27 protein-coding genes and 3 tRNA genes are annotated in these 25,946 nt (G+C 74.6%); 18 read left to right on the top strand and 12 right to left on the bottom strand.

What is annotated here, in order from left to right; all coding sequences use genetic code 11:
- The first annotated feature begins 131 nt into the window (after nt 1–131).
- Nucleotides 132–524, top strand: a complete 393-nt coding sequence (locus BLU42_RS14600; protein WP_091075745.1) for a YciI family protein — start codon at nt 132–134, stop codon at nt 522–524.
- 8 nt (nt 525–532) lie between these two features.
- Nucleotides 533–1,804: an RNA polymerase sigma factor gene (locus tag BLU42_RS14595; protein WP_091075741.1), complete on the top strand. Its 1,272-nt coding sequence runs from the start codon at nt 533–535 to the stop codon at nt 1,802–1,804.
- A gap of 81 nt (nt 1,805–1,885) precedes the next feature.
- Here BLU42_RS14595 and BLU42_RS14590 read toward each other — a convergent pair whose 3' ends face one another.
- Both BLU42_RS14590 and BLU42_RS14585 read right to left on the bottom strand, forming a co-directional pair.
- A complete protein-coding gene (locus BLU42_RS14590) occupies nt 1,886–2,974 on the bottom strand; it encodes a 2-oxoacid:ferredoxin oxidoreductase subunit beta (RefSeq protein ID WP_091075737.1) in 1,089 nt (362 codons plus the stop codon).
- A complete protein-coding gene (locus BLU42_RS14585; protein WP_091075733.1) occupies nt 2,971–4,884 on the bottom strand; it encodes a 2-oxoacid:acceptor oxidoreductase subunit alpha in 1,914 nt (637 codons plus the stop codon). Before BLU42_RS14585 ends, BLU42_RS14590 begins: the two co-directional genes overlap by 4 nt.
- Nucleotides 4,885–5,156: 272 nt before the next feature.
- Between BLU42_RS14585 and BLU42_RS14580 the strand changes: the two genes are divergently transcribed.
- From BLU42_RS14580 to BLU42_RS21465, 3 genes are read left to right on the top strand one after another with little or no spacing between them, the layout of a single operon-like run.
- Nucleotides 5,157–5,576: an NADH-quinone oxidoreductase subunit B gene (locus BLU42_RS14580; protein WP_091075730.1), complete on the top strand. Its 420-nt coding sequence runs from the start codon at nt 5,157–5,159 to the stop codon at nt 5,574–5,576.
- Nucleotides 5,573–6,136: an NADH-quinone oxidoreductase subunit C gene (locus BLU42_RS14575; protein ID WP_091075726.1), complete on the top strand. Its 564-nt coding sequence runs from the start codon at nt 5,573–5,575 to the stop codon at nt 6,134–6,136. The genes BLU42_RS14580 and BLU42_RS14575 overlap by 4 nt, the downstream gene beginning before the upstream one ends.
- On the top strand, nt 6,133–6,474 hold the full coding sequence (locus tag BLU42_RS21465) for a 4Fe-4S binding protein (RefSeq protein WP_091075723.1): 342 nt from the start codon (nt 6,133–6,135) through the stop codon (nt 6,472–6,474). The genes BLU42_RS14575 and BLU42_RS21465 overlap by 4 nt, the downstream gene beginning before the upstream one ends.
- A 35-nt stretch (nt 6,475–6,509) precedes the next feature.
- Here BLU42_RS21465 and BLU42_RS14565 read toward each other — a convergent pair whose 3' ends face one another.
- The 7 genes from BLU42_RS14565 to BLU42_RS20900 form a co-directional block, all read right to left on the bottom strand.
- Nucleotides 6,510–6,953, bottom strand: coding sequence for a hypothetical protein (locus tag BLU42_RS14565; protein WP_091075721.1), 444 nt, complete (start codon nt 6,951–6,953; stop codon nt 6,510–6,512).
- A 175-nt stretch (nt 6,954–7,128) separates the two neighbouring features.
- Nucleotides 7,129–7,560: a VOC family protein gene (locus tag BLU42_RS14560; protein WP_172825802.1), complete on the bottom strand. Its 432-nt coding sequence runs from the start codon at nt 7,558–7,560 to the stop codon at nt 7,129–7,131.
- A 3-nt stretch (nt 7,561–7,563) separates the two neighbouring features.
- A complete protein-coding gene (locus BLU42_RS14555) occupies nt 7,564–8,544 on the bottom strand; it encodes an alpha-hydroxy acid oxidase (protein WP_231918171.1) in 981 nt (326 codons plus the stop codon).
- A gap of 115 nt (nt 8,545–8,659) precedes the next feature.
- Nucleotides 8,660–9,283, bottom strand: a complete 624-nt coding sequence (locus BLU42_RS14550; protein ID WP_091075719.1) for a hypothetical protein — start codon at nt 9,281–9,283, stop codon at nt 8,660–8,662.
- A 105-nt stretch (nt 9,284–9,388) separates the two neighbouring features.
- A complete protein-coding gene (locus tag BLU42_RS14545) occupies nt 9,389–9,877 on the bottom strand; it encodes a YajQ family cyclic di-GMP-binding protein (RefSeq protein WP_091075717.1) in 489 nt (162 codons plus the stop codon).
- A gap of 63 nt (nt 9,878–9,940) precedes the next feature.
- Nucleotides 9,941–10,741: a methyltransferase domain-containing protein gene (locus tag BLU42_RS14540; protein ID WP_197680449.1), complete on the bottom strand. Its 801-nt coding sequence runs from the start codon at nt 10,739–10,741 to the stop codon at nt 9,941–9,943.
- Nucleotides 10,713–11,747 carry a methylenetetrahydrofolate reductase C-terminal domain-containing protein gene (locus tag BLU42_RS20900; protein ID WP_172825717.1) on the bottom strand — a complete coding sequence of 345 codons (1,035 nt, stop codon included), beginning with the start codon at nt 11,745–11,747 and terminating at the stop codon, nt 10,713–10,715. The genes BLU42_RS14540 and BLU42_RS20900 overlap by 29 nt, the downstream gene beginning before the upstream one ends.
- A gap of 109 nt (nt 11,748–11,856) precedes the next feature.
- Here BLU42_RS20900 and BLU42_RS14530 point away from each other — a divergent pair.
- Nucleotides 11,857–11,938: transfer RNA gene (locus BLU42_RS14530), tRNA-Tyr, on the top strand.
- A 32-nt stretch (nt 11,939–11,970) separates the two neighbouring features.
- Entirely contained in the window at nt 11,971–13,527 is a 1,557-nt protein-coding gene (locus BLU42_RS14525) for a dihydroxyacetone kinase subunit DhaK (RefSeq protein ID WP_172825801.1), read from the top strand.
- Nucleotides 13,528–13,548: 21 nt separating this feature from the next.
- On the opposite strand, the gene BLU42_RS14520 is transcribed toward BLU42_RS14525, so the two are convergent.
- Nucleotides 13,549–14,280: a dienelactone hydrolase family protein gene (locus BLU42_RS14520; RefSeq protein WP_091075710.1), complete on the bottom strand. Its 732-nt coding sequence runs from the start codon at nt 14,278–14,280 to the stop codon at nt 13,549–13,551.
- Nucleotides 14,281–14,684: 404 nt separating this feature from the next.
- Between BLU42_RS14520 and BLU42_RS14515 the strand changes: the two genes are divergently transcribed.
- The 8 genes from BLU42_RS14515 to treZ all read left to right on the top strand — a co-directional run bounded on the left by BLU42_RS14515 (nt 14,685) and on the right by treZ (nt 19,884).
- Nucleotides 14,685–14,757 (top strand) — tRNA-Thr (locus BLU42_RS14515).
- Nucleotides 14,758–14,843: 86 nt separating this feature from the next.
- Nucleotides 14,844–14,916, top strand: a tRNA-Met gene (locus BLU42_RS14510).
- Between the two features lie 85 nt (nt 14,917–15,001).
- Entirely contained in the window at nt 15,002–15,169 is a 168-nt protein-coding gene (gene rpmG, locus BLU42_RS14505; RefSeq protein ID WP_091075708.1) for a 50S ribosomal protein L33, read from the top strand.
- 22 nt (nt 15,170–15,191) lie between these two features.
- On the top strand, nt 15,192–15,944 hold the full coding sequence (locus BLU42_RS14500; protein ID WP_091075706.1) for a sirohydrochlorin chelatase: 753 nt from the start codon (nt 15,192–15,194) through the stop codon (nt 15,942–15,944).
- A 9-nt stretch (nt 15,945–15,953) separates the two neighbouring features.
- Entirely contained in the window at nt 15,954–16,376 is a 423-nt protein-coding gene (locus tag BLU42_RS14495) for an FAS1-like dehydratase domain-containing protein (protein ID WP_091075704.1), read from the top strand.
- Nucleotides 16,373–16,789: a MaoC/PaaZ C-terminal domain-containing protein gene (locus BLU42_RS14490; RefSeq protein ID WP_091075702.1), complete on the top strand. Its 417-nt coding sequence runs from the start codon at nt 16,373–16,375 to the stop codon at nt 16,787–16,789. Before BLU42_RS14495 ends, BLU42_RS14490 begins: the two co-directional genes overlap by 4 nt.
- Nucleotides 16,786–17,856 carry a UDP-N-acetylmuramate dehydrogenase gene (locus BLU42_RS14485; RefSeq protein ID WP_231918170.1) on the top strand — a complete coding sequence of 357 codons (1,071 nt, stop codon included), beginning with the start codon at nt 16,786–16,788 and terminating at the stop codon, nt 17,854–17,856. The genes BLU42_RS14490 and BLU42_RS14485 overlap by 4 nt, the downstream gene beginning before the upstream one ends.
- Nucleotides 17,857–18,063: 207 nt before the next feature.
- On the top strand, nt 18,064–19,884 hold the full coding sequence (gene treZ, locus BLU42_RS14480) for a malto-oligosyltrehalose trehalohydrolase (RefSeq protein ID WP_172825800.1): 1,821 nt from the start codon (nt 18,064–18,066) through the stop codon (nt 19,882–19,884).
- A gap of 21 nt (nt 19,885–19,905) precedes the next feature.
- On the opposite strand, the gene BLU42_RS14475 is transcribed toward treZ, so the two are convergent.
- Nucleotides 19,906–20,637: a response regulator transcription factor gene (locus BLU42_RS14475; protein ID WP_091075700.1), complete on the bottom strand. Its 732-nt coding sequence runs from the start codon at nt 20,635–20,637 to the stop codon at nt 19,906–19,908.
- Nucleotides 20,638–20,794: 157 nt separating this feature from the next.
- Here BLU42_RS14475 and BLU42_RS14470 point away from each other — a divergent pair, with 157 nt between their 5' ends.
- From BLU42_RS14470 to BLU42_RS14460, 3 genes are all read left to right on the top strand, one after another.
- Nucleotides 20,795–21,631: a phosphatase PAP2 family protein gene (locus BLU42_RS14470; RefSeq protein WP_091075698.1), complete on the top strand. Its 837-nt coding sequence runs from the start codon at nt 20,795–20,797 to the stop codon at nt 21,629–21,631.
- Nucleotides 21,628–23,070 (top strand): sensor histidine kinase, encoded by a 1,443-nt coding sequence (locus tag BLU42_RS14465; protein ID WP_172825799.1) that lies wholly within the window; start codon nt 21,628–21,630, stop codon nt 23,068–23,070. Before BLU42_RS14470 ends, BLU42_RS14465 begins: the two co-directional genes overlap by 4 nt.
- 106 nt (nt 23,071–23,176) lie before the next feature.
- On the top strand, nt 23,177–24,220 hold the full coding sequence (locus BLU42_RS14460) for an alpha/beta hydrolase (protein ID WP_157719982.1): 1,044 nt from the start codon (nt 23,177–23,179) through the stop codon (nt 24,218–24,220).
- Between the two features lie 103 nt (nt 24,221–24,323).
- On the opposite strand, the gene BLU42_RS14455 is transcribed toward BLU42_RS14460, so the two are convergent.
- The gene (locus BLU42_RS14455; protein WP_091075692.1) at nt 24,324–25,904 is read right to left on the bottom strand and encodes a long-chain-fatty-acid--CoA ligase; all 1,581 of its coding nucleotides are present in this window, start codon (nt 25,902–25,904) and stop codon (nt 24,324–24,326) included.
- Nucleotides 25,905–25,946 lie beyond the last annotated feature (42 nt).

The raw sequence follows: 25,946 nt of genomic DNA, 5'->3' as shown, positions 1-25,946 counted from the left end.
GTGCTCACCTCCCGGGTTCCAGGCGCACGCGAGATGGTGGGATCGCGGGTGCCGTGTCGAGATCGGCGGGCCCGCTCCGACGTCCTGGTCGGAGGGCCGCGAGAGTCCGCCGAGACGAGAGGGAAGCAGCCGTGAAGTACGTCGTCCTCATCCACTCCGACCCCCGGCCGTGGGGTCACCCGACCGGTGACTACATCGCCGAGCAGCGCGCCCTGCCCGACGAGGAGCGCCGGCGCAACCAGGCGGCCTTCGAGGCCGCCCTGACCGAGCTGTCCGAGCGCGGCGAGCTGGTCGGCGGCGAGGCGTTGGCCGACCCGCGCAGCGCCCGGCTCTACCGCTGGGAGGCCGGTGCGCCGGTCGTCACGGACGGCCCGTACGCGGAGGCGAAGGAGCACCTCGCCGGCTTCTTCCTCATCGACGTCGAGAGCCAGGAGCGCGCCGAGGAGGTCGTGCGGCACTTCAGCGGCCCGGGCGAGACCGTCGAGCTGAGGCCGACCATGAGCGGAAGCGCCGAGGAGGCCTGAGCACGCCGATGACCGAGGGGCCGCTCGACGCGTCGCTCGAGGACGTGTGGCGGCGGGAGTCGCCGCACGTCCTCGCCGCGCTCCTGCGCCGCCACGGCGACCTCGCCGACTGCGAGGACGCGGCCCAGGAGGCGCTCGCCGCCGCGGCCGTGCAGTGGCCGCGCGACGGGGTGCCCGACCACCCGCGGGGCTGGCTCGTGACGGTCGCGTCGCGGCGGCTCGTCGACCAGGTGCGGGCCGAACGCGCCCGTGCGGCCCGGGAGACGGCCCTCGCCGCGCGGGAGCCCGAGGAGCACCTGCGGGCGCCGGCGGCGGACGAGCAGGGCGTCGGCGAGGTCGACGACAGCCTCCGGCTGCTCCTGCTGTGCTGCCACCCGGCCCTGCCGCCGGCGTCGCAGGTCGCGCTCACCCTGCGCGCGGTGGCGGGACTGAGCACGGCGCAGGTCGCCGCGGCCTTCCTCGTGCCCGAGGCGACGATGGCGCAGCGCCTGAGCCGGGCGCGGGCGACCCTGCGGACGGCGGGGGCGCGGTTCGTCGCGGTGCCGCCCGAGGAGCTGCCGGCCCGGGTCTCCGCCTGCCTCGACGTGCTGCACCTGGTGTTCACCGAGGGCTACGCCGCCAGCGCCGGCCCGGCGGTGGTCGACGTCTCGCTCACCGCCGAGGCCGTCCGGCTGGCGCGCGGGCTGCGGGCGGCGCTGCCCGACCACGACGAGGCCGCCGGGCTGCTCGCGCTGATGCTGCTGACGTCGGCGCGCGAGGCGACCCGGGTGGACGCGGCGGGCGACCTGGTCCCGCTCGCCGAGCAGGACCGCTCGCGCTGGGACGCCGCGATGGTCGCCGAGGGCGTGGCCCTGCTGGAGGAGGTCCTCCCGCGCGGCCACGTGGGGCGGTTCCAGCTGGAGGCGGCGATCGCGGCGGTGCACGCCGAGGCGCCGAGCACGGAGGCGACCGACTGGCGCCAGGTCGCGCTGCTCTACGCGATGCTCGCCGAGCGGGCGCCGGGCCCGGCCGTCACCCTGAACCGCGCCGTGGCCGTCGCCGAGGCGTACGGCGCCGAGCAGGGCCTCGAGGTCCTCGAGCCGCTGCTGGCTGACCGGACGATGAGCCGCCACCACCGCACGTACGCGGTCCGGGCCCACCTGCTCGAGCGGGCCGGACGCCTCGACGAGGCCCGCGAGGCGTACGCGACCGCTGCCCGGATGACCGCGAGCATCCCCGAGCAGCGCTACCTGAACGCCCGGCTCGCCCGACTGGACCCCCCGAACGACGCCGAGCGGTAGGTTGCGGCGCCTTTTCCGGTGGAAAAGGCGCGGCAACCTACCGCTCGGCGGGAGGTCAGGAGGCTGGGGGCCTGTCTGGCCTCAGTCGACGACCCAGGTGTCGCCGCCGTTGACGAGGTCCTGCAGGGCCGCGTCGTCGTTGCTGCGACCGGCCGTGGCCAGCGCGACCTGCTCGCGGGCGAGGTCGTCGTACGCGGGCGCCTCGACCTCGCGGAAGATCCCGATCGGCGCGCGGTGCAGGACACCGGCGTCGGTCAGCCGCGAGAGGCCGAAGGCGTACGAGGGGTCGGAGATGTGCGCGTCGTGCACGACCAGGGCGTCGACCCCGACCGACTCGACGTCGACGACCGAGAACTCGCCGGTCCGCGGGTCGCGGACGACGCCGAGGCGGCTGTCCACGCCGAAGCGGATCGGCTCGCCGTGGGTCAGCGGGATGATCGCGTCGGCCGAGGTGTCGCGGTCCTTGACGGCGGCGAAGGCGTCGTCGTTGAAGATCGGGCAGTTCTGGTAGATCTCCACGAACGACGTGCCGCGATGGGCCGCCGCCGCCTTGAGCACCGACGTGAGGTGCTTGCGGTCGGAGTCGATGGTCCGCGCGACGAACGTCGCCTCCGCGCCCAGCGCCAGCGACACCGGGTTGAACGGGTTGTCCAGCGAGCCGAGCGGCGTCGACTTGGTGACCTTGCCGATCTCGGAGGTCGGGGAGTACTGGCCCTTGGTCAGGCCGTAGATCCGGTTGTTGAACAGCAGGATCGTCACGTTCACGTTGCGCCGCAGCGCGTGGATCAGGTGGTTGCCGCCGATCGACAGCGCGTCGCCGTCACCGGTGATCACGAACACCGCGGTGTCGGGCCGCGCCGTCGCCACGCCGGTCGCGATCGCCGTCGCGCGCCCGTGGATCGAGTGCATGCCGAAGGAGTCGACGTAGTACGGGAAGCGGCTGGAGCAGCCGATGCCCGAGACGATGACCGTGTTCTCCTTCTTGATGCCGAGGTCCGGCATGAAGCCCTGGAAGGCGGCGAGCACGGCGTAGTCGCCGCACCCGGGGCACCAGCGCACCTCCTGGTCGGAGGTGAAGTCCTTGCGGGTCAGCGGCTCCAGCGACAGCGGGACGCCGGCGAGGCCGCCGGTCTCCACGACGCGGTGGGTGGGCTGGTCGAGAGCGGTCATGCGAACGCACCTTCCTTCAGGGGGCTCTCCTCGACGTCGGGAAGGGCGTCGATCTCGAGCTCCAGGTCACGGGCGAGCTCGCTGAGCGAGATCGGGAGCCCGCGCACCCGGGAGTAGCTGTGGACGTCGACCAGGTACTTGCCGCGCAGCAGCAGGGCGAGCTGGCCGAGGTTCATCTCGGGGACGATGACGCGGTCGTAGGAACGCAGCACCTCCCCGAGGTTGGCCGGGAACGGGTTCAGGTGGCGCAGGTGGGCCTGCGCGACCTGCCGGCCGGTGTTCCGCACACGCCGCACGGCCGCCGCGATCGGCCCGTACGTCGAGCCCCACCCGAGCACGAGGGTGCGGGCCTGGCTGCCGTCGGGGGCGGTCGGGTCGTCGACGACGAGGTCGGGGATGTCTTGGACGATGCCGTCGATCTTGGCCTGGCGGGTGCGGACCATCTCGTCGTGGTTGGCGGGGTCGTAGGAGACGGCGCCGGTGTCGCGGGCCTTCTCGATCCCGCCGATGCGGTGCTGCAGGCCGGCGGTGCCGGGGATCGCCCAGGGGCGCGCGAGGGTCTCGGGGTCGCGGCGGTAGGGCAGGAACAGCGGCTCGCCCTTGGCGTCGGTGGCGTTGGCCTCGGTGGCGAAGCCGGGGTCGATCGCCGGGATCGCGGCGACGTCGGGGACCTGCCACGGCTCGGCGCCGTTGGCGATGTAGCCGTCGGAGAGCACGACGACCGGGGTGCGGTACTTGACCGCGATCCGCACGGCCTCGATCGCGGTGGCGAAGCAGTCCGACGGCGTGGAGGCGGCGATCACCGGGACCGGGGACTCGCCGTTGCGCCCGTACATGACCTGCAGCAGGTCGGCCTGCTCGGTCTTGGTCGGCATGCCCGTGCTCGGGCCGGCGCGCTGCACGTCGATGACCACCAGCGGCAGCTCGGTCATCACCCCGAGCCCGATCGTCTCGGCCTTGAGCGCCATCCCCGGCCCGGACGTCGTGGTGACGCCGATGTGGCCGGCGAAGCTCGCGCCCAGCGCAGCACCGACCCCGGCGATCTCGTCCTCGGCCTGGAAGGTCGTGATCCCGAAGCGCTTGTGCTTGCTCAGCTCGTGGAGGATGTCGGACGCCGGGGTGATCGGGTAGCTGCCGAGGAACATCGGCAGGTCCGCCTTGCGCGCCGCGGCCACGAGACCGAGCGCCAGGGCGAGGTTGCCGTTGATCTGGCGGTAGCGCCCCGACGGCATCGGGGCCGGCGCGACCTCGTAGGAGACCGCGAAGACCTCGGTGGTCTCACCGAACGCGTAGCCGGTCTTGAACGCGGTGATGTTGGCGTCGCGGATCGCGGGCTTGTTCGCGAACTTGGTCGACAGGAAGCTGATCGTGCCCTCGGTCGGGCGGTGGTAGAGCCACGACAACAACCCGAGCGAGAACATGTTCTTCGCCCGCGAGGCGTCCTTGCGCGACAGCCCGAAGTCCTTGACCGCCGCGACGGTCATGCCGGTCAGGTCGAGGGCGTGCAGCTGGTAGTCGCCCAGCGACCCGTCCTCGAGCGGGTTGGCCGCGTAGCCGACCTTGGCCAGGTTGCGGGTGGTGAAGTCCGCGGTGTCGGCGATGATCAGCCCGCCGCGGGGCAGGTCGGCGATGTTGGCCTTGAGCGCGGCCGGGTTCATCGCCACCAACACGTCGGGCCGGTCGCCCGGGGTCATGATGTCGTAGTTGGCGAAGTGGAGCTGGAAGCTCGACACCCCGGGCAGCGTGCCCGCAGGCGCGCGGATCTCGGCGGGGAAGTTCGGCAGCGTCGAGATGTCGTTGCCGAACGTCGCCGAGTCGGCGGTGAAGCGGTCACCGGTGAGCTGCATGCCGTCACCGGAGTCACCCGCGAAACGGATCACCACCCGGTCGAGCGTGCGGACCTCAGTCATGGAGCAGGTGCTCTCTTCCTCGTAGCGGTCGTCGGGCCAGGGTTCGGAGCGCGTGCGGCCCTCGGACTCCCGAGAGACGGTGAGTTCCGTCTCGGGGCCGTCGTCCGGACCGCTGGGGCAGGTCTGGTTCCTGGCGATGGACCGTCGTCCATGATAAGGGCGCCCTAACCGCTCACCAGGGGCGTTCGCCCGCTGAGAGCCCGGTGCAGCCAAGGTCACACGAGGCCCTCGTGGGCGCGACCGCCGCGGGTGGGGTCACGTAGCGTGGCGCCGTGCGCTGGGTCGACTGGTACGGGGACTCCTCCCTGCACGTGCTCGACGTGGCCCTGGCCTGCTGCTCGCTCGAGTTCGACGCGGCCGCGCCCGCCACGGCCGGCCCGGCCGTCGAGCCGCCCACGGACGGCCGCACCGCCGTCGTCGTCTCCGGCACGGTCACCGACCGGCTCGCGCCCGCCGTCGCCGCGGTCGTGGACAGCGTCCGGGCCCGTCAGACCGTTGCCCCGGTCGTGGTCGCGTACGGGGTCTGCGCCACCACCGGCGGGCCCTACTGGGACTCCTACGCCGTGACCAAGGGCGTCGACGCGCTGGTGGGGGTCGACGTCTACGTGCCCGGCTGCCCGCCGACCCCGGCGGCGCTGCGCGAGGTCCTCGACGGCGTGAGTGGCCGGACCGCGCGCGGAGCCACGGCATGAGGGACGTCGCCGCGCAGGACTGGCACGCGGCGGTGCTGGCCGCCCGCGAGGACGGCTACGGCTGGTTCGACTGGCTGGGCTGCGTCGACGAGATCGGCGTCGCCGACGAGCTGCGGGTCGTGCTCTCGCTACGCCGGCTCGACGACGCGAGCGCCCCCGAGCTCCTGCTGCAGTGCCGGGTGCCGCGCTCCGAGCCCCGGGTCGACAGCGTCCGCGACGTGTTCGCCGGGGCGGCGTGGCACGAGCGGGAGGCGGCGGAGGAGTTCGGGCTGGAGGTGGTCGGCGGGGACCGTCGCCGCCTGCTGCTCGACGCGTCCGTCGAGGCCCCGCTGCGCAAGGACGAGGTCCTCGCCGCGCGGACGGCCGGCCCGTGGCCGGGTGCGAAGGAGCCGGGGGAGAGCACGGAGGGCGGTGCCTCGCCGAGCCGTCGGCGGACCGTCCCGCCCGGCGTCCCCGCGCCCGAGGTCTGGGGCGACCGCGACCCCGACGGCCCGGACCCGGACCCGGCCGAGATCGCCGCGGCCTCGACCGGTGGCCGCGTACGCCGGCGGTCCCGATGAGCGCGCCCGAGCCGGTGGTCCCGGTCGGCGGTCCCGCCCACGGGCGGATCCGGCTGATCGAGCCGGCCTGCACGTCGTGCATGCTCTGCGTCCGCGAGTGCCCGGTCTGGTGTATCTCCCTCGACTCCCACACCGAGCCCGACCCGGACGTGCCCGCCGGCGCGCGGCCGCGCACGGTCAACGTCCTCGACCACTTCGAGATCGACTGGGGCACCTGCATGTTCTGCGGGATCTGCGTCGAGGAGTGCCCGTTCGACGCGCTGGAGTGGGACGACGCGCACCCGGCGCCGGCGGAGGGTTCGCTGGACCTGCGCCACGGGATCGCCGAGCTGGCCTGAGCCGGTCCCGCGACTGCCCGGGCCCGCGGACCGCGTCAGCGTGCGAGGAGCGTGGCCAGCCCGAGGTAGAGGACGACCGCGGCGAAGGGCAGCAGCGCGGCGAGGAAGACGATCGAGCCCGGTCGGTCCTCGCGGCGCAGCAGGGCCGCGCTCGCGACCGCGCTGCCGCCCGCGAGCAGACCGCCGAGGGCGCCGCCGAAGCCGATGCCCAGCACGAGGAGCACGAGGTAGCCGACGCGGACCCAGAGCGGGATCGGCCGGCCGAGCAGCAGGTCGTGCTCACCCACCCGCAGCCGCGGCCCGAACTCCCGCCAGTCGAAGGACGCCTCCACCCGGCGCACGCCGCGGCGGTCGCGCAGCTCGTAGCGGCCCTGGCCGTCCTTGGGCAGCTCCTGGCCACGGACGCTGACGTGGGGCCGTCGCGCCCAGAGGCGCGAGACCTCCAGCTCGGTCCCGTCCACCCGCGCGGTCATCACCACACGCGGAAGGTTAGGCCCTGCCTCTCCATTCCGACGAGCGCTGACGGGGCCCCGCATCCCGACCGGCGGCGCCGGCCTCGCTCGGCGCAGCCCGCTGCGTTCTCGCTCCCCCGACTTGCCGGACCGGGCGCGGATGCCACGTCAGCGCGTGCCGGGATCGAGAGGCACGGCCAGGTCATCCGTCGGTGGCCGGCGTCGGGTCGAGCTGCTGCCGGTCGGGCACCGGCCAGTCGAAACCCGTCCGCAGGACGCACAGCTCGTTGCCCTCGGGATCGGCCAGCGTGACCCAGCCGCGTCCGTCGGGCGTGCGGAGGTCGGCGACCCGGGTGGCGCCGAGGTCGAGCAGGCGCTCGACCTCCTCCTCGCGCGTATGGCCGTCCGTGGGGACGAGGTCCAGGTGCAGGCGGTTCTTGACGGACTTCGCCTCGGGGACCTCGATGAACAGCATCAGCGAGCGTCCGTCCGGCGCGAGGATCATGCACTCCTCGTGGCCGGGCAGGTTCGGGTCCCCGGGGTCCTCCGACCAGCCGAGGACCTCGGCCCACCAGCGCGACTGCGCGTACGCGTCGCGGGAGTCGACGCTGAGGTGGCTGATCCGCAGGGCCACGGCTCAGACCACCAGGTCGGGCCCGAGCTCGTCCAGCGAACCGACACCCAGCGAGCGGAGCACCCGGAGCAGCTGGGTGTCGAAGCCCTCGAGCAGCTGCTCGACGCGCCGGTCGCCGCCGGTGGCCAGCGACCAGAGCACCGGTCGTCCCAGGAACACGGCCCGCGCGCCGAGGCAGAGCGCGGCCGCGACGTGCTCGGGCGTACGCACGCCGCTGTCGACGTAGACCTCAGCCCGGTCGCCGACGGCGGCGACGACCTCGGGCAGCGCGTCGGCGGGCCGCACCGTCTGGTTGAGGCAGCGGCCGCCGTGCGTGGAGACGACCACCGCAGCGGCCCCTGCCTCGACGCAGGCGGCGGCGTCGTCGCCGCGCAGCACGCCCTTGACCACGACCGGCAGCCCGGTGAGCTCGTGGAGCCAGCCGATGTCGGCGACCGACAGGTCCCCGCTGCCGCGGAAGACGATGCCGCCGTCCTCACCGCCCGGGATGTTGACCTGCATGCCGTAGCGCTCCGGCCACGTCCGCGGCTCGAGCTCCGGACGCCGCGGGTCCACGGCGGGCGCGTCGACGGTGAGCACCAACGCCTTCGCCCCGGCGTCGGCCGCGCGGGTCACGAGCTCGCCGGTGACCGCGCGGTCGTCCATCACGTAGACCTGGAACCACCACGGCGCCCCGACCGCGTCGATGTCGGAGAAGCGCACGCCGGTGTTGGTGGAGACGCCCAGCAGGGTCCCGCGCCGTGCGACGGCGCGGGCCGTCGCGACCTCGCCGTCGGGGTGCGCGGCCCGCTGCTGCGCCATCGGCGCCACCAGCACCGGGCTGGCGACGGGCGTGCCGAGGACCGTGGTGGCCAGGCTCAGCCCGCCCGTCGGCCGCAGCACGTGCGGGCGGAACCGCACCTGCGACCAGCGCTCGGCGTCGGTCGGCACCCCGTACGCGCCCGTCGGCCCGCGGAAGTAGCCGAGGACGTGCTCGGGCAGCACCTCCGCGGCCTCGGCCTCGAGGCCGTCGACGTCCGGCAGGGCGCGGTCGAGCGGGTCGGCCCCGCTCGCCGTGGGGTCGTCCGTCGCGGTGGCGGGCCCGCCCGTCGCACTCAGGTCAGGCGTCCTTGTCCGTGTCGCCGTCGTCGACGACCCCGGCCAGGGCCTCCCGGTCGGCGTCGGACAGCTCGGAGCCGATCGACTCCGAGAGCGGCTCGTCGTACGGGTCGACGTCCTTCGCGACCGGCTCGAGCGGGGCGTCGTCCGTGGGGACCGGGGCGTCGGCCGGGGCCGGGTCGGTGGCGAGGTCCGCGGGCTCGGCCTCGGTCCCGCCGGGGGCGTCGGTGTCCGTCGTCGTGGCCCCGTCGTCGTCGGCACCGACCGTGGCGTCACCGGCGTCCGGCTCGGAGCCCGCCTCGTCGTCGCTGTCGTCGCCGTCGCTGTCGTCGGCGTCCTCGCCGGTCACGTAGCCGGGCTGGACCGCGTCCGTGCTCGAGGAGTCGGGGCCGATGTCCTCGCTCTCGGTGGTCGGGGCGCGGTCGCCCTTCTGGTCGCCGTCCTGGTCGCCGTCGTGCTCGTCGTCCTGCCCGAGGCGCTCGCGCACGTCGTCGACGACGTCGCCGGCCTTGTCACGGGCGTCGTCGAGGAGGTCGCCCGCCTTGTCGCGCACGTCGTCGAGGCCCTCGCGGGCCTTCTCGCCGAGCTCTTCCACCTTGTGCCTCAGGCCGTCGAGGATGCCCATGACCGTCTCCCTGTCTGCGTCTCTGCGGTGCTGTGCGGGTCTGTGCGGTGCGGTTGCGGTGCTGCGCGGTCTGCCCGGTGCCGGTCGGGCTCGACCGAACCGGGCTCAGCGGTAGTTCGTGAACTGCACGGCGAAGTCGTAGTCGGCGCCCTTGACGAGCGCCTGGACGGCCTGGAGGTCGTCGCGGCTCTTGCTGCTCACGCGCAGCTCGTCGCCCTGGACCTGTGTCTTGACGTTCTTGGGGCCCTCGTCGCGGATCAGCTTGGCGACCTTCTTGGCGTTCTCGGTGCTGATGCCCTCGGTCGTGGTCGCGGTGATCTTGTAGAGCTTGCCCGAGGAGCGCGGCTCGCCGGCGTCCAGGGACTTGAGGCTGACGCCGCGGCGCACGAGCTTGGACTGGAAGACGTCGAGGACGGCCTTGGCCCGCTCCTCGGAGTTGGCCTCGATCTCGATCGCGTCGCCGGACCAGGCGATCGAGGCGTCGGCGGTCTTGAAGTCGAAGCGCTGCCGCACCTCCTTGGCCGCCTGGTTGAGCGCGTTGTCGACCTCCTGGCGGTCGACCTTGCTGACGATGTCCATCGAGCTCTCAGCCACGGACCCATCCTGCCAAGGACGTGGTCAGGGCGGTGGGCCACCCCGACCCCGAGGGCGTGGGCCTCACGGGCGCGGACGGACCACGAGCATCGAGCCCTCGACGTCCCCGCGGGCGATCAGCCGGCCGATCCGGCCCGACTGGTCCTCCGCGGTGCGCCAGCGCGCGTCGTCGCCATGCCGGCGCTCGAGCTCGGCGTCGACGGCGTCGGCCCGCTCCTGCCACAGGCCGGGCGTGCCGGCGAAGTCGGCGAGGTGCGCGCTGTCCTGCACGACCAGCCCGGCGTCGTCCAGCAGCCGCGCGAGCCCGTCGGCGGTGGGGAACTGGTTGCCCTCGGGAGCGTCCTCGACGTGCTCCTGGCGGGCCACGTAGACGAGCAGCCCGAGGCGGCCGTCGTCGGCGAGCACGCGCCGCAGCTCCGAGACGAAGAACGGCTGGTCCGCCACGGTGCAGAGCACGCCGAGGCACCACCCGGCGCCGACCGAGGCGCCGGCCACCGGCAGCGCGCTTCCGGTCCGGACCACCGGGACGCCGAAGAGGCGTCGCGCCGCCCGGCACGCGCCCGCCTGGGGCTCGGTGAGGACGGGCCGCACGCCCGCCTCCTGCGCGGCGAAGCCCGCGGGGCCGCCCACGCCCGCGCCGACGTCGAGGAAGGTCGAGCCCGGCGCGGGGGCCAGGTGGTCGAGGAACCAGTGCAGGGCCGCCGGCCCGCCGCTGCCCCGGCACCCCGCCGGCACGTGGTGGTCGGGGCCGAGGTCGAGCGCGACGTCGGCGGTCCAGGCCGCGACCGTGTCGAACTCGGCGGCCATCGGGTCCTGCTCGTCCGCGACCTCGGCGTCAGGGTCCTGGCGGTGCGCTTCGTCCACGGCTCGCCGTTACCCGCGCACGCACCCGCCGACCCGTCTCGGCCTGGATCTCCGCCGCGGGGAGCACCCCGCGCGCCGACGCCATGCCCGACAGGTTCACCCCCGCGACCCCCTCGACCTCGAGCAGCGCGAGGGCGGCGTCCAGGGCCGACGCGACGCCGGCCTCGACGGGGTCGTCCGCGCCGAGCACCTCCTCGACGCGGACCGGGTCGATCTCGAGGCCCGGCAGCGCGTCGAGGACGGCCGCGGAGCGCGCGTCGGTGAACAGGGGGACCGACGCGACGACGGGCACGGTCAGCCCGAGGGCGCGGGCGGGTCCGACGAAGGCCGCCACGTCGGCCGTAAGGGGCACGTGGTTGAGCACGGCGACGCCCGCGCCGGCCCGCTGCTTGTGCACGAGCCGCTCCGGCCGGAAGGCGCGCGGCGGGGCGCTCGGCGTCTCCGGGACCGCGACCGGCAGCCCGAGCCCGGCCGCCAGGGAGGCGAGCCGGGTCCCGTCGAGGTCGAAGACCTGCGTGACGTCGGGACGGACGTCGTACGCGCGCCCGTCGCCGGTCACGCAGAGGACGGTGGCGAGGCCGTCGAGCGCGAGCGCCTGCAGCTCGGCCTCGAGGGTGATGCGGTTGCGGTCGCGGCAGGCGATGGTCACCCAGGGCACGCCGCCGGCCGCGTCGACGAGGCGCGCGATCGTGCTGGGCGGGAAGTCCGGCCGGTCCTGGTGGTCGCCGGCGAGGACGGCGTCGCAGGTCGGGGCCAGCAGCTCGACCACCCGCCGCAGCGTGGCGGCGTCGGCCGGCGGGGTGCTGAGGTCGGTGAGCACGAGCGGGGCGCGGACGCGGGCACCGGTGCGGACCGGCTCGGGCGCCGCCGGCCAGGCCGACGGCTCGAGGAACACGCACGGCGCCGGAGCCATCTCGCACAGCCCGTCCACCCGTACGCCGCCGCAGGGGCCGTGGTGCATGCGCTTCGGGCAGCCGGCCCGGGGCGGTTCGGTGATCACGTGCACGGCCCCAGCCTGGCAGGCCGCTTCCACGGTCGGCGTCCGCGCGGGCGAACGGGTTCGCGGGTCGTCGGTTGCGTTGGTAAGGTTTCGCTCCGCCGGGTCCGCCCGGCATGGCAGGTTGCCCGAGTGGCCAAAGGGAGCAGACTGTAAATCTGCCGGCATCGCCTACGTTGGTTCGAACCCAACACCTGCCACCCCGATGTCGGGGCGTGATGGACTGACGCCCATGACCGGATTGCCTGACGGCGTCGACCGCGCGCTCCGCGTGCTGGCGGCCGTCGCCCTGGAGCGGCGGCAGGCCTACGACGCCCTCGACGCCGTGACCGGCGACGGCGACTTCGGTTCCACCTTCGCCCGCGGCGCCGCCGCCGTGGTCCGGGCGCGCCCCGACAGCCTGCGTACGGCGGGCCTCGCCTTCGCCGCGGCCGCCGGCGGTTCGTCGGGCGCGCTCCTCGGCGCCGCCCTCGTCCGGCTCGACGGCCACGGGCTCGCCGACGACTCCGACGCCGATCGGGTGAGCGCTGCCCTGCTCGACGCGGACGCGGCGGTCGCCGAGCTCGGCGGGGCCGCCCTGGGCGACAAGACGCTGCGCGACGCGCTCCACCCGGCCGCCACGGCGCTGCGCGACGGCGGCGTCACGGCCGCGGTGGCCGCCGCCCGCAGCGCCGCCTACGCCACGGCCGGGCTGACCGCCCGACGCGGCCGCAGCGCGTACGCCGGCGAGCGCTCGGTCGGGGCGGTGGACCCCGGTGCGGTCGCCGTGGCCGACGTGCTCGAGGCCTGGGTCGCGGGGGAGCCTCCGACCTGGGAGGCGCTGCTGGACCGGGTCGGCGAGCCCGCCGGCGAGGACGCCGGGTCCGCCGAGGACGACCGCGTGGACCGCGCCGTCGCCGGCCTCGTCGCCTCCCACCCGTCGCTGCGACGCCTGCCCGGGGTCCGGGCCGTCGTGCGCGCCGACGCGGGTGCCGGTTCCGAGGGTGCGCCCCGGGTCGTCCTGGTCTCCGGCGGCGGCGCCGGCCACGAACCGCTGCACGCCGGCTTCGTCGGCGCAGGCATGCTCGACGCCGCCTGCCCCGGCGCGGTCTTCACCTCCCCCTCCAGCGCCCAGGTGCTGGCCGCTGCCGAGGCGGTCGACCAGGGCGCCGGCGTCCTCTTCGTGGTCAAGGCCTACACCGGCGACGTGCTCAACTTCGGGCTCGCCGCGCAGTCGCTCGGCGGCACGAGCGCGACCGTGCTGGTCGCCGACGACGTCGCCACGGCGGTCGACGACGGCCCGGGCCGGCGCGGCACCGGCGCCACCGTCGCGGTCGAGAAGCTCGCCGGGGCGCTCGCGGCCGAGGGCGCCGACCTCGGGTCCTGCCGGGCGCTCGGCCAGGCGGTGGCCGACGACGCCCGGTCCTACGGCATCGCCTTCCGCGGCGAGGAGATGGAGCAGGGCGTCGGCATCCACGGCGAGCCGGGCCGCCCGCGCGAGCCGCGCCGGCACGGGAGTGCGCTGGCGCACGCGCTCTGCGACCCGCTGCTGGCCGAGGTCGACCCTGCCGCGCCGCTGCTCGTGCTGCTCTCCGGCCTCGGCGGCACCGCGCTGCTCGACCTCCAGGCGACCTACGCCGACGTGGTCGACGTGCTGACCGCCGCGGGCCGCACGGTCGTCCGCAGCCTGGTCGGCGACCTCGTGACCTCGCTCGACCAGCCGGGGATGCTGCTCACGCTCGTGCCGTTCGACGAGCGGCGCACCGCGCTGTGGGACGCGCCGGTCAGCACCCCCGCGCTGACCTGGTGACGGCGCGGGTCGCTCCCGTCGTCAGGAGCGTCCGCGCAGGAACGACACCGCCTCCACCAGCGCCCGGTCGGTGAGCTCGGGGTCGTGGCGCGGACCGACGTCACGCATGAAGGCGTGCTCGCCGCCGGAGAACACGTGCAGCTCGAGCTCGGTGTGGCCGGCCTCGTACAGCGCGGTGATCGTCTGCAGCCGCGCGGGGGCGGGGACGTGCGGGTCGGCGCTGCCGAAGATCACCATCAGCCGACCCTGGACCTCGCCGGCACGGGCGAGCGAGTCGGCGACGTCCGCGCCGAGCTTCCCGTCGTGCAGCCCGGTCGGGTAGAAGCAGACGGTCGCCGCCACGCGCGGGTCGAAGGCCGCCCGGAAGGCCAGGTGCCCGCCGAGGCAGAAGCCGACCGCCACGACCTCGTCGAGGTCGTCGCGCGCGGCGAGGTGGTCGAGGACCACGGCCCGGTCGGCGTCGAACTGCGCCGTCGTCGTGGCCGCCGCCCCCGCCAGCCCGTCGGCCTTGCCCGCGTCGTCGAACGCGAGCGCGGCGCCGGGGAAGTCGCGCGGGTAGATCTCCGGCAGGCAGACCAGGAAGCCCTCGGCCGCCAGGCGCCGCGCGGTCCGCAGCGTCGACTCGGTGAGCTGGAAGATGTCGGTGAAGTACAGGACCCCGGTCCGCGCCGGCCTGCCGACCGGCTCGATGACGACCGCCTGGATCTCGACGTCCGCGGCGGGGATGACGATGCGCTGCTCCCGGGTCTTCACGCGCGGCACCCTAGGCCACGCGGCTCCCCGACGGTTCGTGCTGAGCGGGTCGAGGGGCTGGGCCGCGCCGGCTGAGCCTTCTCGGTGGACTTGACCACGATCCCTGAGCCTGTCGAAGGGCTGGAGCGCGTCGGGTGGGCTTTGTCGGTGAACTTCACCACGATCTCTGAGCCTGTCGAAGGGCCTCCGATCACCTCGGGTGGGACGGCATGGAACACGACCCGTCCCGGGCCCTTCGACAGGCTCAGGGATCGTCGTCCGGTCCGGGCGAGGGGCTCGTGGGCCGCTGGACGTCTACGGCAGACGATCACGTCTCGTCTCGGTTCGCACTCGGGGCCGGGTCCCGTGTATCTTTATGCGCCGGTGCCGACCCCCTGCGGGAGAGGCGCCGGCAGCAGGGAAGTGCCCCTATAGCTCAGTAGGCAGAGCGTCTCCATGGTAAGGAGAAGGTCTGCGGTTCGATTCCGCATGGGGGCTCGGTCAGAAGGTTCCGGTGCCGCACCGGCGGCCCGGGCGGCGGCAGCGCCTCACCGGGTCGGCCGGTCATCCGGTAGCCGGACCATGGCGGGATAGCTCAGGTGGTAGAGCAAGCGGCTCATAATCGCTGTGTCGCGGGTTCAAGTCCCGCTCCCGCTACGCGCTAGACCCGTCTCGCGAGAGGCGGCCAGGGCTCGGGCATCACACAGTCGGTCCGGGCACCCCACCAGGAAGAAGCACCACCATGGCCAAGTCCTCGGACGTCCGACCGAAGATCACGCTCGCCTGCACCGAGTGCAAGGAGCGCAACTACATCACCAAGAAGAACCGGCGCAACGACCCCGACCGCCTGGAGCTGAAGAAGTTCTGCCCGCGCGACCGTCGTCACACGGTCCACCGCGAGACCCGCTGAGGTCCGCGGGGACAATCCCCGCATGACGTTCTTCCACGAGCCGCCCGCCGACGCGGGCGGCTCGTCCCGTTCCCGGGCCGAGCAGCACCAGCCCGTCCCCGTCGTGGGCCTCGCCCACGGCAGCCGGCATGCGCGCGGGGCCGACGCCATCGAGGCCCTGATGATCGCGGTCGGGGCCGCGGCCGGCGTGCCCGCCCACGCGGCGTACCTCGACCTCGCCGAGCCCGACCTCGCGGGCGTCGCCGCGCTCCTGGCCGAGGAGGGCCACACCCGCGCGGTGGTCGTCCCGCTGCTGTTCACCCAGGCGTTCCACGCGACGGTGGACGTGCCCGAGGCCGTCGCAGAGGCCGCGCGGACCAGCGGGGTCGAGCTCGTCGTCGCCGACATCCTGGGCACCGGGGACGACGTCGCCGACGTGCTGCTCTCCGCCCTCGACGCGGCCGAGGTGGACGGCGACCTCGACGCCGCGCTCTTCGCCGTGGGCTCCTCGCGCCCCGACGCCAACGCGGCCGTGGCCGACCTCGCCGTCCGGCTCTCCGACCGTCGCCGCGGCCGGGTGCGGGAGGCGTTCGGCACCTGCCGGCCCAAGCTCGCCGCGGTCGTCGACGACCTGGACGCGCCCGTCGCGCTGTGGCCGCTCTTCCTCGCCGACGGCCTCCTCCTCGACCCCGTGCGCCGGCTCGCCGAGCAGCGCGGCTGGCCCTTCGTCGAGCCGCTGGGCGCCTTCGCGGCCCCGCTGGTGCTACGGCGCTACGCGGTCGCGCGCGACCAGTAACCTCGACGCGTGCCCATCACGCCCGACCACGCCGGAAAGGTGTACGCGCCCACCGCGCCGTACGAGGTCACCCGGGTCAAGCTGGCCGAGTTCGCCGCGGCCGTCGGCGAGCCCGACCTCCTCGAGGAGGCCCACCCGGCAGCGCCGCCGACCTTCGCCGCGGTCGTCACCAACGCGGCCTGGGACTCGCTGTTCACCGATCCCGAGCTCGACCTGAGCCTGCGCCGGGTCGTGCACGCCGACCAGCAGTTCCGCTACGCCCGGCCGCTCCGCGCCGGCGACGTCGTGACCGCGACACTGCGCATCGACAAGGTGCGGGTCCGCGGCGCGGCCGAGATCGTCTCGGTGACCGTCGACGTCGACGACGCCCTCGGGTCGCCCGTCCTCAGCGCCGCGTCCACGTTCCTGCACACGCGCGAGGCGGTGGCGTGAGCGCGGGCCCCGAGGTCGGCACGGTGCTGCCGGCGCTGTCGGTGCACCTCACGCGTGAGTCCCTCGTGCGCTACGCCGGCGCGTCCGGCGACTTCAACCCGATCCACTACTCCGACCACGCGGCGACCTCGCTGGGCCTGCCCGGCGTCGTCGCCCACGGGATGCTGACCATGGCCGTCGCCGCCCGTGCGGTGACCGCCTGGGCCGGGCCCGACGCGCGGCTCGTGTCGTACGCGGTGCGCTTCACCAAGCCGGTCCCCGTGCCCGACGACGGCGTGGGCGCCGAGCTGCAGGTGAGCGGCAGCGTCACCGCCGCGGACGCCGAGACCACCACGGTCACGCTCGAGGCGACCTGCGGCGGCGAGAAGGTGCTCGGTGCGGCCCGCGTCGTGCTCGGGGTGGACCCCGCGTGACCACGTCGGTGCTCGACGGGCTCGGCGGGCTCGAGGTGCGGCACGACGTCCCGCTCGCGAGCCTCACGACCCTGCGCGTGGGCGGCGCTGCCCGCGACCTCGTCGAGGTGACCACGAGCGCCCAGCTGGTCGAGGTCGTGCGCGCGCTCGACGCGGCCGGCGAGCCCGTCCTGGTGCTCGGCGGCGGGTCGAACCTCCTCGTCGGCGACGCCGGCTTCGACGGAACCGTGGTCAAGGTCGCCACCCGTGGCGTGCGCGACGACGTCGCCGCCTGCTCCGGCGCGGTGCTCACCGTCGAGGCGGGGGAGCCGTGGGACCCGTTCGTGGCGCTGACCGTCGAGCGGGGGTTCAGCGGGATGGAGGCCCTGTCCGGGATCCCGGGCTCGGTCGGCGCGACCCCGATCCAGAACGTCGGCGCGTACGGGGCGGAGGTCGGCCAGCACGTCACCACCGTCCGCACGCTCGACCGCAGCACGGGGAAGGTCCGGACCCTCTTCGCCGTCGAGTGCGGGTTCGGCTACCGCAGCTCGGTCTTCAAGGCCCAGCCCGGCCGGTTCGTGGTGCTCGACGTGACCTTCCAGCTCAGGCTGGGCTCGCTGTCGGCCCCGGTCCGCTACCCCGAGCTGGCCCGCGTCCTCGGCGTCGAGGTCGGCGCCCGGGTGCCCGCCGCGGACGTGCGCGAGGCCGTGCTCGGGCTGCGCTCCTCCAAGGGCATGGTGCTCGACGACGCCGACCCCGACACCTGGAGCGCGGGCTCCTTCTTCACCAACCCGGTGCTCGACGAGGCCGCCGCCGACGCGCTGCCCGAGGGCGCGCCGCGCTTCGCGCAGCCGGGCGGGCAGGTCAAGACCAGCGCCGCGTGGCTGATCGACCACGCGGGCTTCGCCAAGGGCTTCGGCGACGGGCCCGCCCGGCTGTCGACCAAGCACACGCTCGCGCTCACCAACCGCGGCACCGCCCACGCCTCCGACGTGGTCGCGCTGGCCCGCCAGGTCCGCGACGGGGTCCGCGAGGCGTACGGGATCACGCTCGAGCCCGAGCCCGTCCTCGTCGGCTGCGAGCTCTGAGCCCCGCGCCCTGCTGAGATCCCCTCACTCGATCGCGACCCCCGCCGCCTCCCAGGCTCGTCCGGGCGTGGTGGAGCGCATCGAGTGAGGCGATCTCAGCACGAGGGCAGCCGCAAGACCCGCAGCCACGGCTGCCCGAACGCCGGTAGCGTCACCGCGACGCCTGCCCCTTCGCAGACCACGTGCCTGACCAGGAGTAACGACGCCGTGAGCATCCCCCAGTTCGCCGTGTGGGCACCCGTGCCGAGCACGGTGACCCTGCACCTCCGCCCCGTCGGCGGCACCGCGACGACCCTGCCGATGGTCCGCGACGAGGAGGGCTGGTGGACCGTCGACGGAACCCTCCCCGCCGGCCCCTCGGGCGAGCCCGGCGTCGGTGAGTTCGACTACGGCTACGAGCTCGACGGCTCCGGCGAGGTGCGGCCCGACCCGCGTTCGCGTCGCCAGCCCGAGGGCGTGCACGGCTGGTCGCGCACGTACGACCCCTTCGCCTTCGGCTGGACCGACGAGCGCTGGACCGGCCGGCAGCTGCCGGGCGGCGTGATCTACGAGATGCACGTCGGGACGTTCACCCCCGACGGCACCCTCGACTCCGCGATCGGCAAGCTCGACCACCTCGTCGAGCTGGGCATCGACTTCGTCGAGATCATGCCGGTCAACGACTACAACGGCACCTGGAACTGGGGCTACGACGGCGTCCTGTGGTTCGCCGTGCACGAGGCGTACGGCGGCCCCGAGGCCTACCAGCGCTTCGTCGACGCCTGCCACGCGCGCGGGATGGGCGTCATCCAGGACGTCGTCTACAACCACATGGGCCCGAGCGGCAACTACCTGCCCGAGTTCGGCCCGTACCTCAACGCCGGCGGCACGAACACCTGGGGCGAGTCCCCGAACCTCGACGGCGAGGACTCCGACGAGGTCCGCGCCTACATCGTCGACAACGTGCACCAGTGGCTGCGCGACTACCACGTCGACGGCCTGCGCCTCGACGCCGTGCACGCCCTGCACGACACCCGCGCGACCCACATCCTCGAGGAGCTCGCGATCGAGGCCGAGGTGCTCAGCGCCTTCGTCGGCCGGCCGCTGTCGCTCATCGCGGAGTCCGACCTCAACGACCCGCGCCTGATCACCTCGCGCGAGGGCGGCGGCTACGGCCTCGACGCCCAGTGGAGCGACGACTTCCACCACGCCCTCTACGTCAGCCTCACCGGCGACACGAGCGGCTACTACGCCGACTTCGACTCCCTCGAGGCGCTCGGCAAGGTCACCGAGGCGGGCTTCTTCCACACCGGTACGCGCTCGTCGTTCCGCGGCCGCAGCCACGGCAGCCCCATCGACACCCTGCGTACGCGCACCTGGCGCCTGGTCGTCTGCTCCGACAACCACGACCAGATCGGCAACCGGGCGACCGGCGCGCGGCTGTCGACGCGGCTGACCACCGACCAGCTCTCGATCGCGGCGGTCGTCACGCTGCTCAGCCCCTTCACCCCGATGATCTTCATGGGCGAGGAGTGGGGCGCGAGCACGCCCTGGCAGTTCTTCACCTCCCACCCCGAGCCCGAGCTGGCCTCGGCGGTCCAGGAGGGGCGCAAGGAGGAGTTCAAGGCCATGGCCTGGGACACCTCGAACATCCCCGACCCGCAGGACCCGCAGACCTTCCACGGCTCCAAGCTCGACTGGTCCGAGCCCACCGGCGGGGACCATGCGACGCTGCTCGACCTCTACCGGCGCCTGCTCGAGATCCGGCGGACCGTGCCGGCCTTCACCGACCCGCGCTTCGACGCCGGGCACTCCCGCTCCGACGACGACGAGGGCTGGCTCGTGCTGCGACGCGACGACGTGGTCGTGGCCGTGAACTTCGGCAGCGACGCCGCCGAGGTGGGTCTCGACGAGCCCGTCACCCGGCACCTGCTCTCGGTCGGCTCGACCGAGGTCGAGGGCCGCACGCTGCACCTGGGCCCGACCAGCGCCTTCGTCGCGCAGGTCGAGCTGCCGAACCTCCCGACGTCCTTCACGCCCGGCGGCTAGGCCCGTCGAGCGTCCGAGCGCTCAGCGCCGGGCGCCGCGGCCGCGCAGGGGACCGCTCGGGACGCGGACCGGCTCGGCGGTGTCGTCGGCGACCAGGCGGTAGCCGACGCCGCGGATCGTGGTCAGCGTGCTGAGGCCGAACGGTTCGTCGATCTTGCGCCGCAGGTAGCCGACGTAGATCTCGACGACGTTCATCCCGCCCTCGAAGGCGGGGTCCCAGACGTTGTCGAGGATCTGGCCCTTGGTGAGCGTCGCTCCGGCGTTGCGGGCCAGGTACTCGAGCAGGCCGAACTCGCGCGCGGTCAGCGGCACCTCCGTGGCGCCGCGGTGGACCGTCCGGCGGACGGGGTCGAGCGCCAGCGAACCCACCTTCAGCACCGTCGGACGCGTCCCCGGTCCGCGGCGCGCGAGCGCGTGCAGCCGGGCGACCAGGAGCGAGAAGGTGAAGGGCTTGGTCAGGTAGTCGTCGGCGCCGAGCTCGAAGGCGTCGGTCTGGTCGTACTCGCCGTCCTTCGCCGTCAGCATCAGCACGGGGGTCCAGACCTCGCGGGCCCGCAGCCGCTTGAGCACGTCGTAGCCGTTGAGGCCCGGCAGCATGATGTCGAGCACGACGACGTCGTAGTGGTTCTCGGTGGCCGCCCACAGCCCGTCGACGCCGTTGGCGTGGTGGTCGACGCGGAAGCCCTCCGCCACCAGCCCGGCCACGACGGTCCGCGCCAGCAGCGCCTCGTCCTCCACCAGCAGCACCCGCATCGCTCCACCTTCCCGCCCCGGGCACCCTCCGGTGCCCCACCTCGCCCGCACGACCGGGCTCGAGGGTCGACCGTGGTCCTGTGATCGGGCTGAGCACGGCCGGGTGCGATCGCTCGGTGCTCAGTGTGACCACAGGTCGGGGTGAGGAGGATCACCCGTGCGCCACTCGCCGCTCCTGCCGGCCCGGCACGGCCGCCCGACCACCGGTGCCGGACCCCCGCCGTCCGCCGCGGCACCTCCCGCTCCGGCGGTGGACCCGCGCGCCGCCGTACGCGGGGTGGCGCGGGCGGGCACGGTGCTCGCGGCCGGCGCGCTCGCCCTCTTCGCCGTCGTCGCCACCGCCGTGCTGGCGAGCGGCGGGCACGACCGGCTCGACGTCGTGGTGCGGCGGAACCTGCTGCACCACGACCTGCTCCGTGACGACGGACCCGCGACCGGCCTCGCCCACCTCGCGGGCGGTCTGGCCTCCCCGGTGCTCGTGGCCGCGGCGACGGTCGCGGCCGTGGTCGCCCTGTGGCGCGGCGCGCGGCGCCCGGTGCTCGGCGCGGGGCTGCTCGCCGTCGCGGTCTCCACCACCGCGCTGGTCCAGCTCCTCGCGCTGGCCCTCTCCGGCGTACGGCCCTCGACCACCGTCCTCCTGGGCCTCCCCGTCTTCGACGGCTCCTTCCCCTCCGTCCGGACCGCCGCGGCGGTCGCGCTGTGGGGCGGCCTGGCCGTGACGGGCGTGCTCCTCGTCCGCCGCCGGGCCGGCCGGGTGCTGTGCGTCGTGGCCGGCCTGCTGCTGAGCGGCCTCGTGGCCTGGGGCCAGCTCGACCGCGCGCACGCGTGGCCCACCGACGTCCTGGCCGGCTGGCTGCTCGGCGCCGCCGCCGTCGGGGTCGCCGCGGCGCTGCTCGCGACCTGGCCCGTCCTGCCCGACCCCGTCCTGCCCGCGGACGCCGACACGCCGCCTGGACGCGCCACCGGCGACGGCGGCACCACACTGGGGCGGTGAGCGGAACGACCTCCACCCCGGCGGCCGAAGAGGTCCCGGACGAGGGCGCCCGCCGCGGACTGCTGCGCGTCTGGGGACCCGCTCGCTGGGGCCTGCGCCGCCGCTCGGTGGTGACCGCGGTCGTCGTGGTCGGCGTGGCCCTGCTCGCCGGCTCGGCCGTGCTGCTGGTCCTCCTCCAGGCCGCGCTGGTCTCGACGGTGCGGACCGAGGTGACGAACCGCAGCAGCGACATCGCCGCGCTGGTCCGCAGCGACGGGCTGCGCGCCGCCACGCTCGCGGTGGAGCGGGGCGGCCGGCGGGGGGCGGTCACGCAGCTCGTCGGTGCCGAGGGGCAGGTGCTCGCCACCTCCGACCCCCGCGCGGCCGCGGCACCGGTGTCCTCGCTGCGGCCGACCGACGACCGCACCGTGATCGGTGCGCTGCCCGACCTGCCGCTGCTGGACGACGACGACGACCACCTCGTGGCGGTGCGCCGCGTCGTCAGCGACGGCCAGCCGTACTGGGTGCTGGTCGCCGCCCCCGTCCAGGTCCAGGCCGACACGGTGCGCACGGTCGCGCTCTTCCTGCTCCTGGCCGTCCCGCTGCTCCTGCTCCTCGTGGGCCTCGCCGTCCGCTTCCTCGTCGGCCGCTCCCTGCAGTCGGTGGAGCAGATCCGGCGCCGGGTGGCCGCGGTGGACGCGCAGCACCTCCAGGCCCGGGTGCCGGTGCCGCCCACCGGCGACGAGGTGGCGCTGCTCGCCCAGACGATGAACGCCATGCTCGAGCGGCTGCAGGTCTCCGACGAGGCGCTGCGGGCCTTCCTCTCCGACGCGGGCCACGAGCTGCGGAGCCCGCTGGCCACGCTGGTCGCGGCGCTCGACCTGGCCGCCGACGACCGCGGGACGGTGGATCGGCTCGAGCTGGGGCCGGTGCTGCGCTCGGAGGTGCAGCGGCTGCAGGGCCTCGTCGAGGACCTGCTGACCCTGGCCAAGGCGGACGCGCGCACGCTGCTGCCGACCCTGCGCGACGTGGACCTCGACGACGTCCTGGAGGGGGAGGTGCGCCGGCTGCGCGCCCTGGGCGGGGTGTCAGTCCGGGCCGACCTGCCGCCGGCCCAGGTGCCCGGCGACGCCGGCCGGCTGAGCCAGGTCTTCCGGAACCTGCTCGACAACGCCGTGCGCCACGCCGCCTCGAGCGTCGCGGTCACCGTCCACCCGGGGGCCCGCGAGGTCCGCGTCGACGTCGACAACGACGGCCCGCCGGTCCCGCCCGCGGACCGGCTCCGCGTGTTCCAGCGCTTCGTCCGCCTCGAGCCGGGCCGGGCCCGCGAGGCCGGGGGGAGCGGGCTCGGCCTCGCGATCAGCGCGGCCGTCGTCGACGCGCACGGGGGCACGATCAGCACCGGCGTGACGCCCGAGGGCTGGTGCCGGTTCACGGTCGTGCTCCCCGTCGCCACCTGACCCACGCCGGCCGGTCCACCGGGCGCTGCACAGCCCGGGCTCAGCCGTGCCGGGCACGCTCCCCGGGTCGGGGCCGAGGACGGCGGCCGACGTGGAGGAGGGACCGATGGCTCTGACCAGCCACTCGCTGCTCGTGCTGGCGCTCGTGCTGGCCGGGCTCGCGCCGCTGGCGCTGGCGCTGGGCTGGCGGGGACGTCCTCGCGGCCGGGTGCTCGGCACGCTGTCGCGGTTCCTCGGGGTGCTGCTGTGCCAGGCCGTGGCGGGGTCGGCCCTGTTCTTCGCGGTCAACGACCAGTACAGCTTCTACAGCTCCTGGGACGACCTGCTCGGCCGCTCCGCGCCCACGCCCGGCATCCGCACCGCGGGTCTGGTCGCGCAGGGCCAGGGCACGCTCAAGGTGCTGTCGGTGGCGGGCGGCCCGACCAACGAGGGCGACCACCAGGTGCTCGCCTGGCTGCCGCCGGGCTACGACCCGGCCTCCCCGACGCGCTACCCGGTGATGATGTTCCTGCCCGGCCAGCCCTCCGACCCGGTGACCACCTTCAGCCACTTCGACTTCGCCGCGACCGCCAGCCGAGAGGTCCGCGAGGGCCGGGTCGCCCCGTTCATCGCGGTCTTCCCGCCGCTGATGACCGACCCGCCGCGCGACACCGAGTGCACCGACGTCCCCGGCGGGCCGCAGGCCGAGACCTGGCTCGACCACGACGTGTACGACGCCGTGGACCGCGACCTGCCGACCGACGGCAAGCCGTGGACGGAGATCGGCTGGAGCACGGGGGCGTTCTGCGCGGCCAAGCTCGTGCTCGGCCACCCGCGGCAGTACGCCGCCGCGGTCGGGCTGGGCGGCTACTACACCCCGCTCACCGACCGCACGACCGGCAACCTCTTCGGCAACCGGCCCAAGGTGCGCGAGGAGAACTCGCCCGCCTGGCTGTACGCCCACGCGGGCGGGATGAGGGGCCGGCGGCTGCTGGTGGTCACCGGGGCGCAGGACAAGGACTCGTACCCGATGACGGAGGCCTTCCTCCGCCTCGTCGGCCACGACCCCGGCGTCTCGTCGGTGGTCTTCCCGACCGGCGGGCACAACTACCGCAACTACGCGGCCTACCTGCCGAGCAGCCTGGAGTGGCTCTTCCGCCACCACGGCTGACGCTCCCACGCCCGGCCCCCGAGCCCGGCGCGCGAGACCGCGCCGCCCTGTCCCCCCGGGGCGGCGCGGTCCTCGCGGGCCGGGTCCTCGGGCTCGTGCCGCGCTAGCGCTCGAGGTGGATCTCGCGCTTGAGGACCTTGCCGGTCGGGCCCTTGGGCACCGGCCCGAAGCGGATCACCCGCGGGTACTTGAAGGCGGCGACCTGCTCGGCGACGAAGTCGCGCAGCTCGTCCTCGCCGACCTGGGCGCCCTCCTTGAGCTGGACGAGCGCGCCGACCTCCTCGCCGTGGACCGGGTCGGGCAGGCCGACGACGGCGGCCTCGGCCACGGCCGGGTGCGCGTACAGCACCTCCTCGACCTCGCGGGGGTAGACGTTGAACCCGTTGCGGATGATCAGGTCCTTGACCCGGTCGACGATGAAGTAGTAGCCGTCGGCGTCGCGCCGGGCGAGGTCGCCGGTGTGGAACCAGCCCTCGCGGACCGCCGCCCGCGTCGCGTCCGGGTTGCCGCGGTATCCGAGCATGATGTTCTCCCCGCGGACGACGACCTCGCCGACCGCGTCGGTGTCGGCCGGGTCGAGCAGCTCGACGCCGCTCTCCGCGCCGGGCTCCTCGTCCTCCTGGGGCGGGCGGGCCAGGGCCATCTCGACCCCGCGGATCGGCAAGCCCACCGAACCCGCCTTGCGCGGCCGGTCGGGGTGGTTGAACGAGGCGACCGGCGAGGTCTCCGACAGCCCGTAGCCCTCGAGCACCTTCAGCCCGAAGGCCTCCTCGACCCCGTGCAGCACCTCGACGGGCAGCGACGAGCCGCCAGAGACCCCCAGCCGTACGGTGCTGGTGTCGTACGCGTCCTTGGCATCCACCCCGAGCAGCGCCATGTACATGGTCGGGACGCCGAGGAAGACGGTGACGCGGTCGCGCGTCACGACCTCGAGCGCCTCGCGCGGGTCGAAGCGGGGGAGCAGCGTGAGGCAGGAGCCGCCCGCGACCGCGGTGTTCAGGGCGCAGGTCTGGCCGAAGGAGTGGAAGAGCGGGAGCCCGCCGAAGAGCACGTCGTCGGGCCCGTTGAGGAAGAGCGTCTCGACGCAGGCGAGCACGTTGCTGCGCAGGTTGGCGAAGCTCAGCTCGGCGCCCTTGGGGCGTCCGGTCGTGCCCGAGGTGTAGAGGATGACGGCGACGTCCTCCGGCGCCCGGTCGACGACCTCGAGGTCCACGTCGGCGTCGGCCGGGGGAGCGGCCTCGATCTCGCCGGGGGCGACCACGACCACCTCGGTGCCCGTCTCGACCCCAGCCGCCCCGACCTGCTCGGCGAAGAGGGCGAAGACGACGGCCACCCGCGCCCCGGCGTCGCGCAGCGTGTACGCGACCTCGCCGGCCTTGAGCAGCGGGTTCATCGGGACCACGACGCCGCCGCAGCGCAGGATCGCGTAGTAGGCGACGGGGAAGGCCAGCACGTTGGGGGCGACGAGCGCCACCCGGTCGCTCGGTCCGACGCCCAGGTCGCGCAGCCGTGCGGCGAAGGCCGCCGAGGCCCGGTCGAGCCCCGCGTAGGTGAGCGTCGTGGCTCCCTGGCGCACGGCGACGGCGTCGGGGTGGCTCTGCGCCCGCTCGCGCACCCAGTGCGCGAGGTTCGTCCGCGCCTCCTCGGAGGGGCTCGGCGGGACGGTGCTCGACGACGCTGTCACCCGCCAAGAATGGCAGGGACGGCGCGGCGCCGCTCGATAGGA

This window comes from Microlunatus sagamiharensis, from assembly GCF_900105785.1.
In the GTDB taxonomy this organism is placed as follows: Bacteria; Actinomycetota; Actinomycetes; order Propionibacteriales; family Propionibacteriaceae; genus Microlunatus; species Microlunatus sagamiharensis.
Note: the sequence above shows the minus strand (reverse complement) of the source record. Positions and strands in the feature narration are given on the sequence as shown.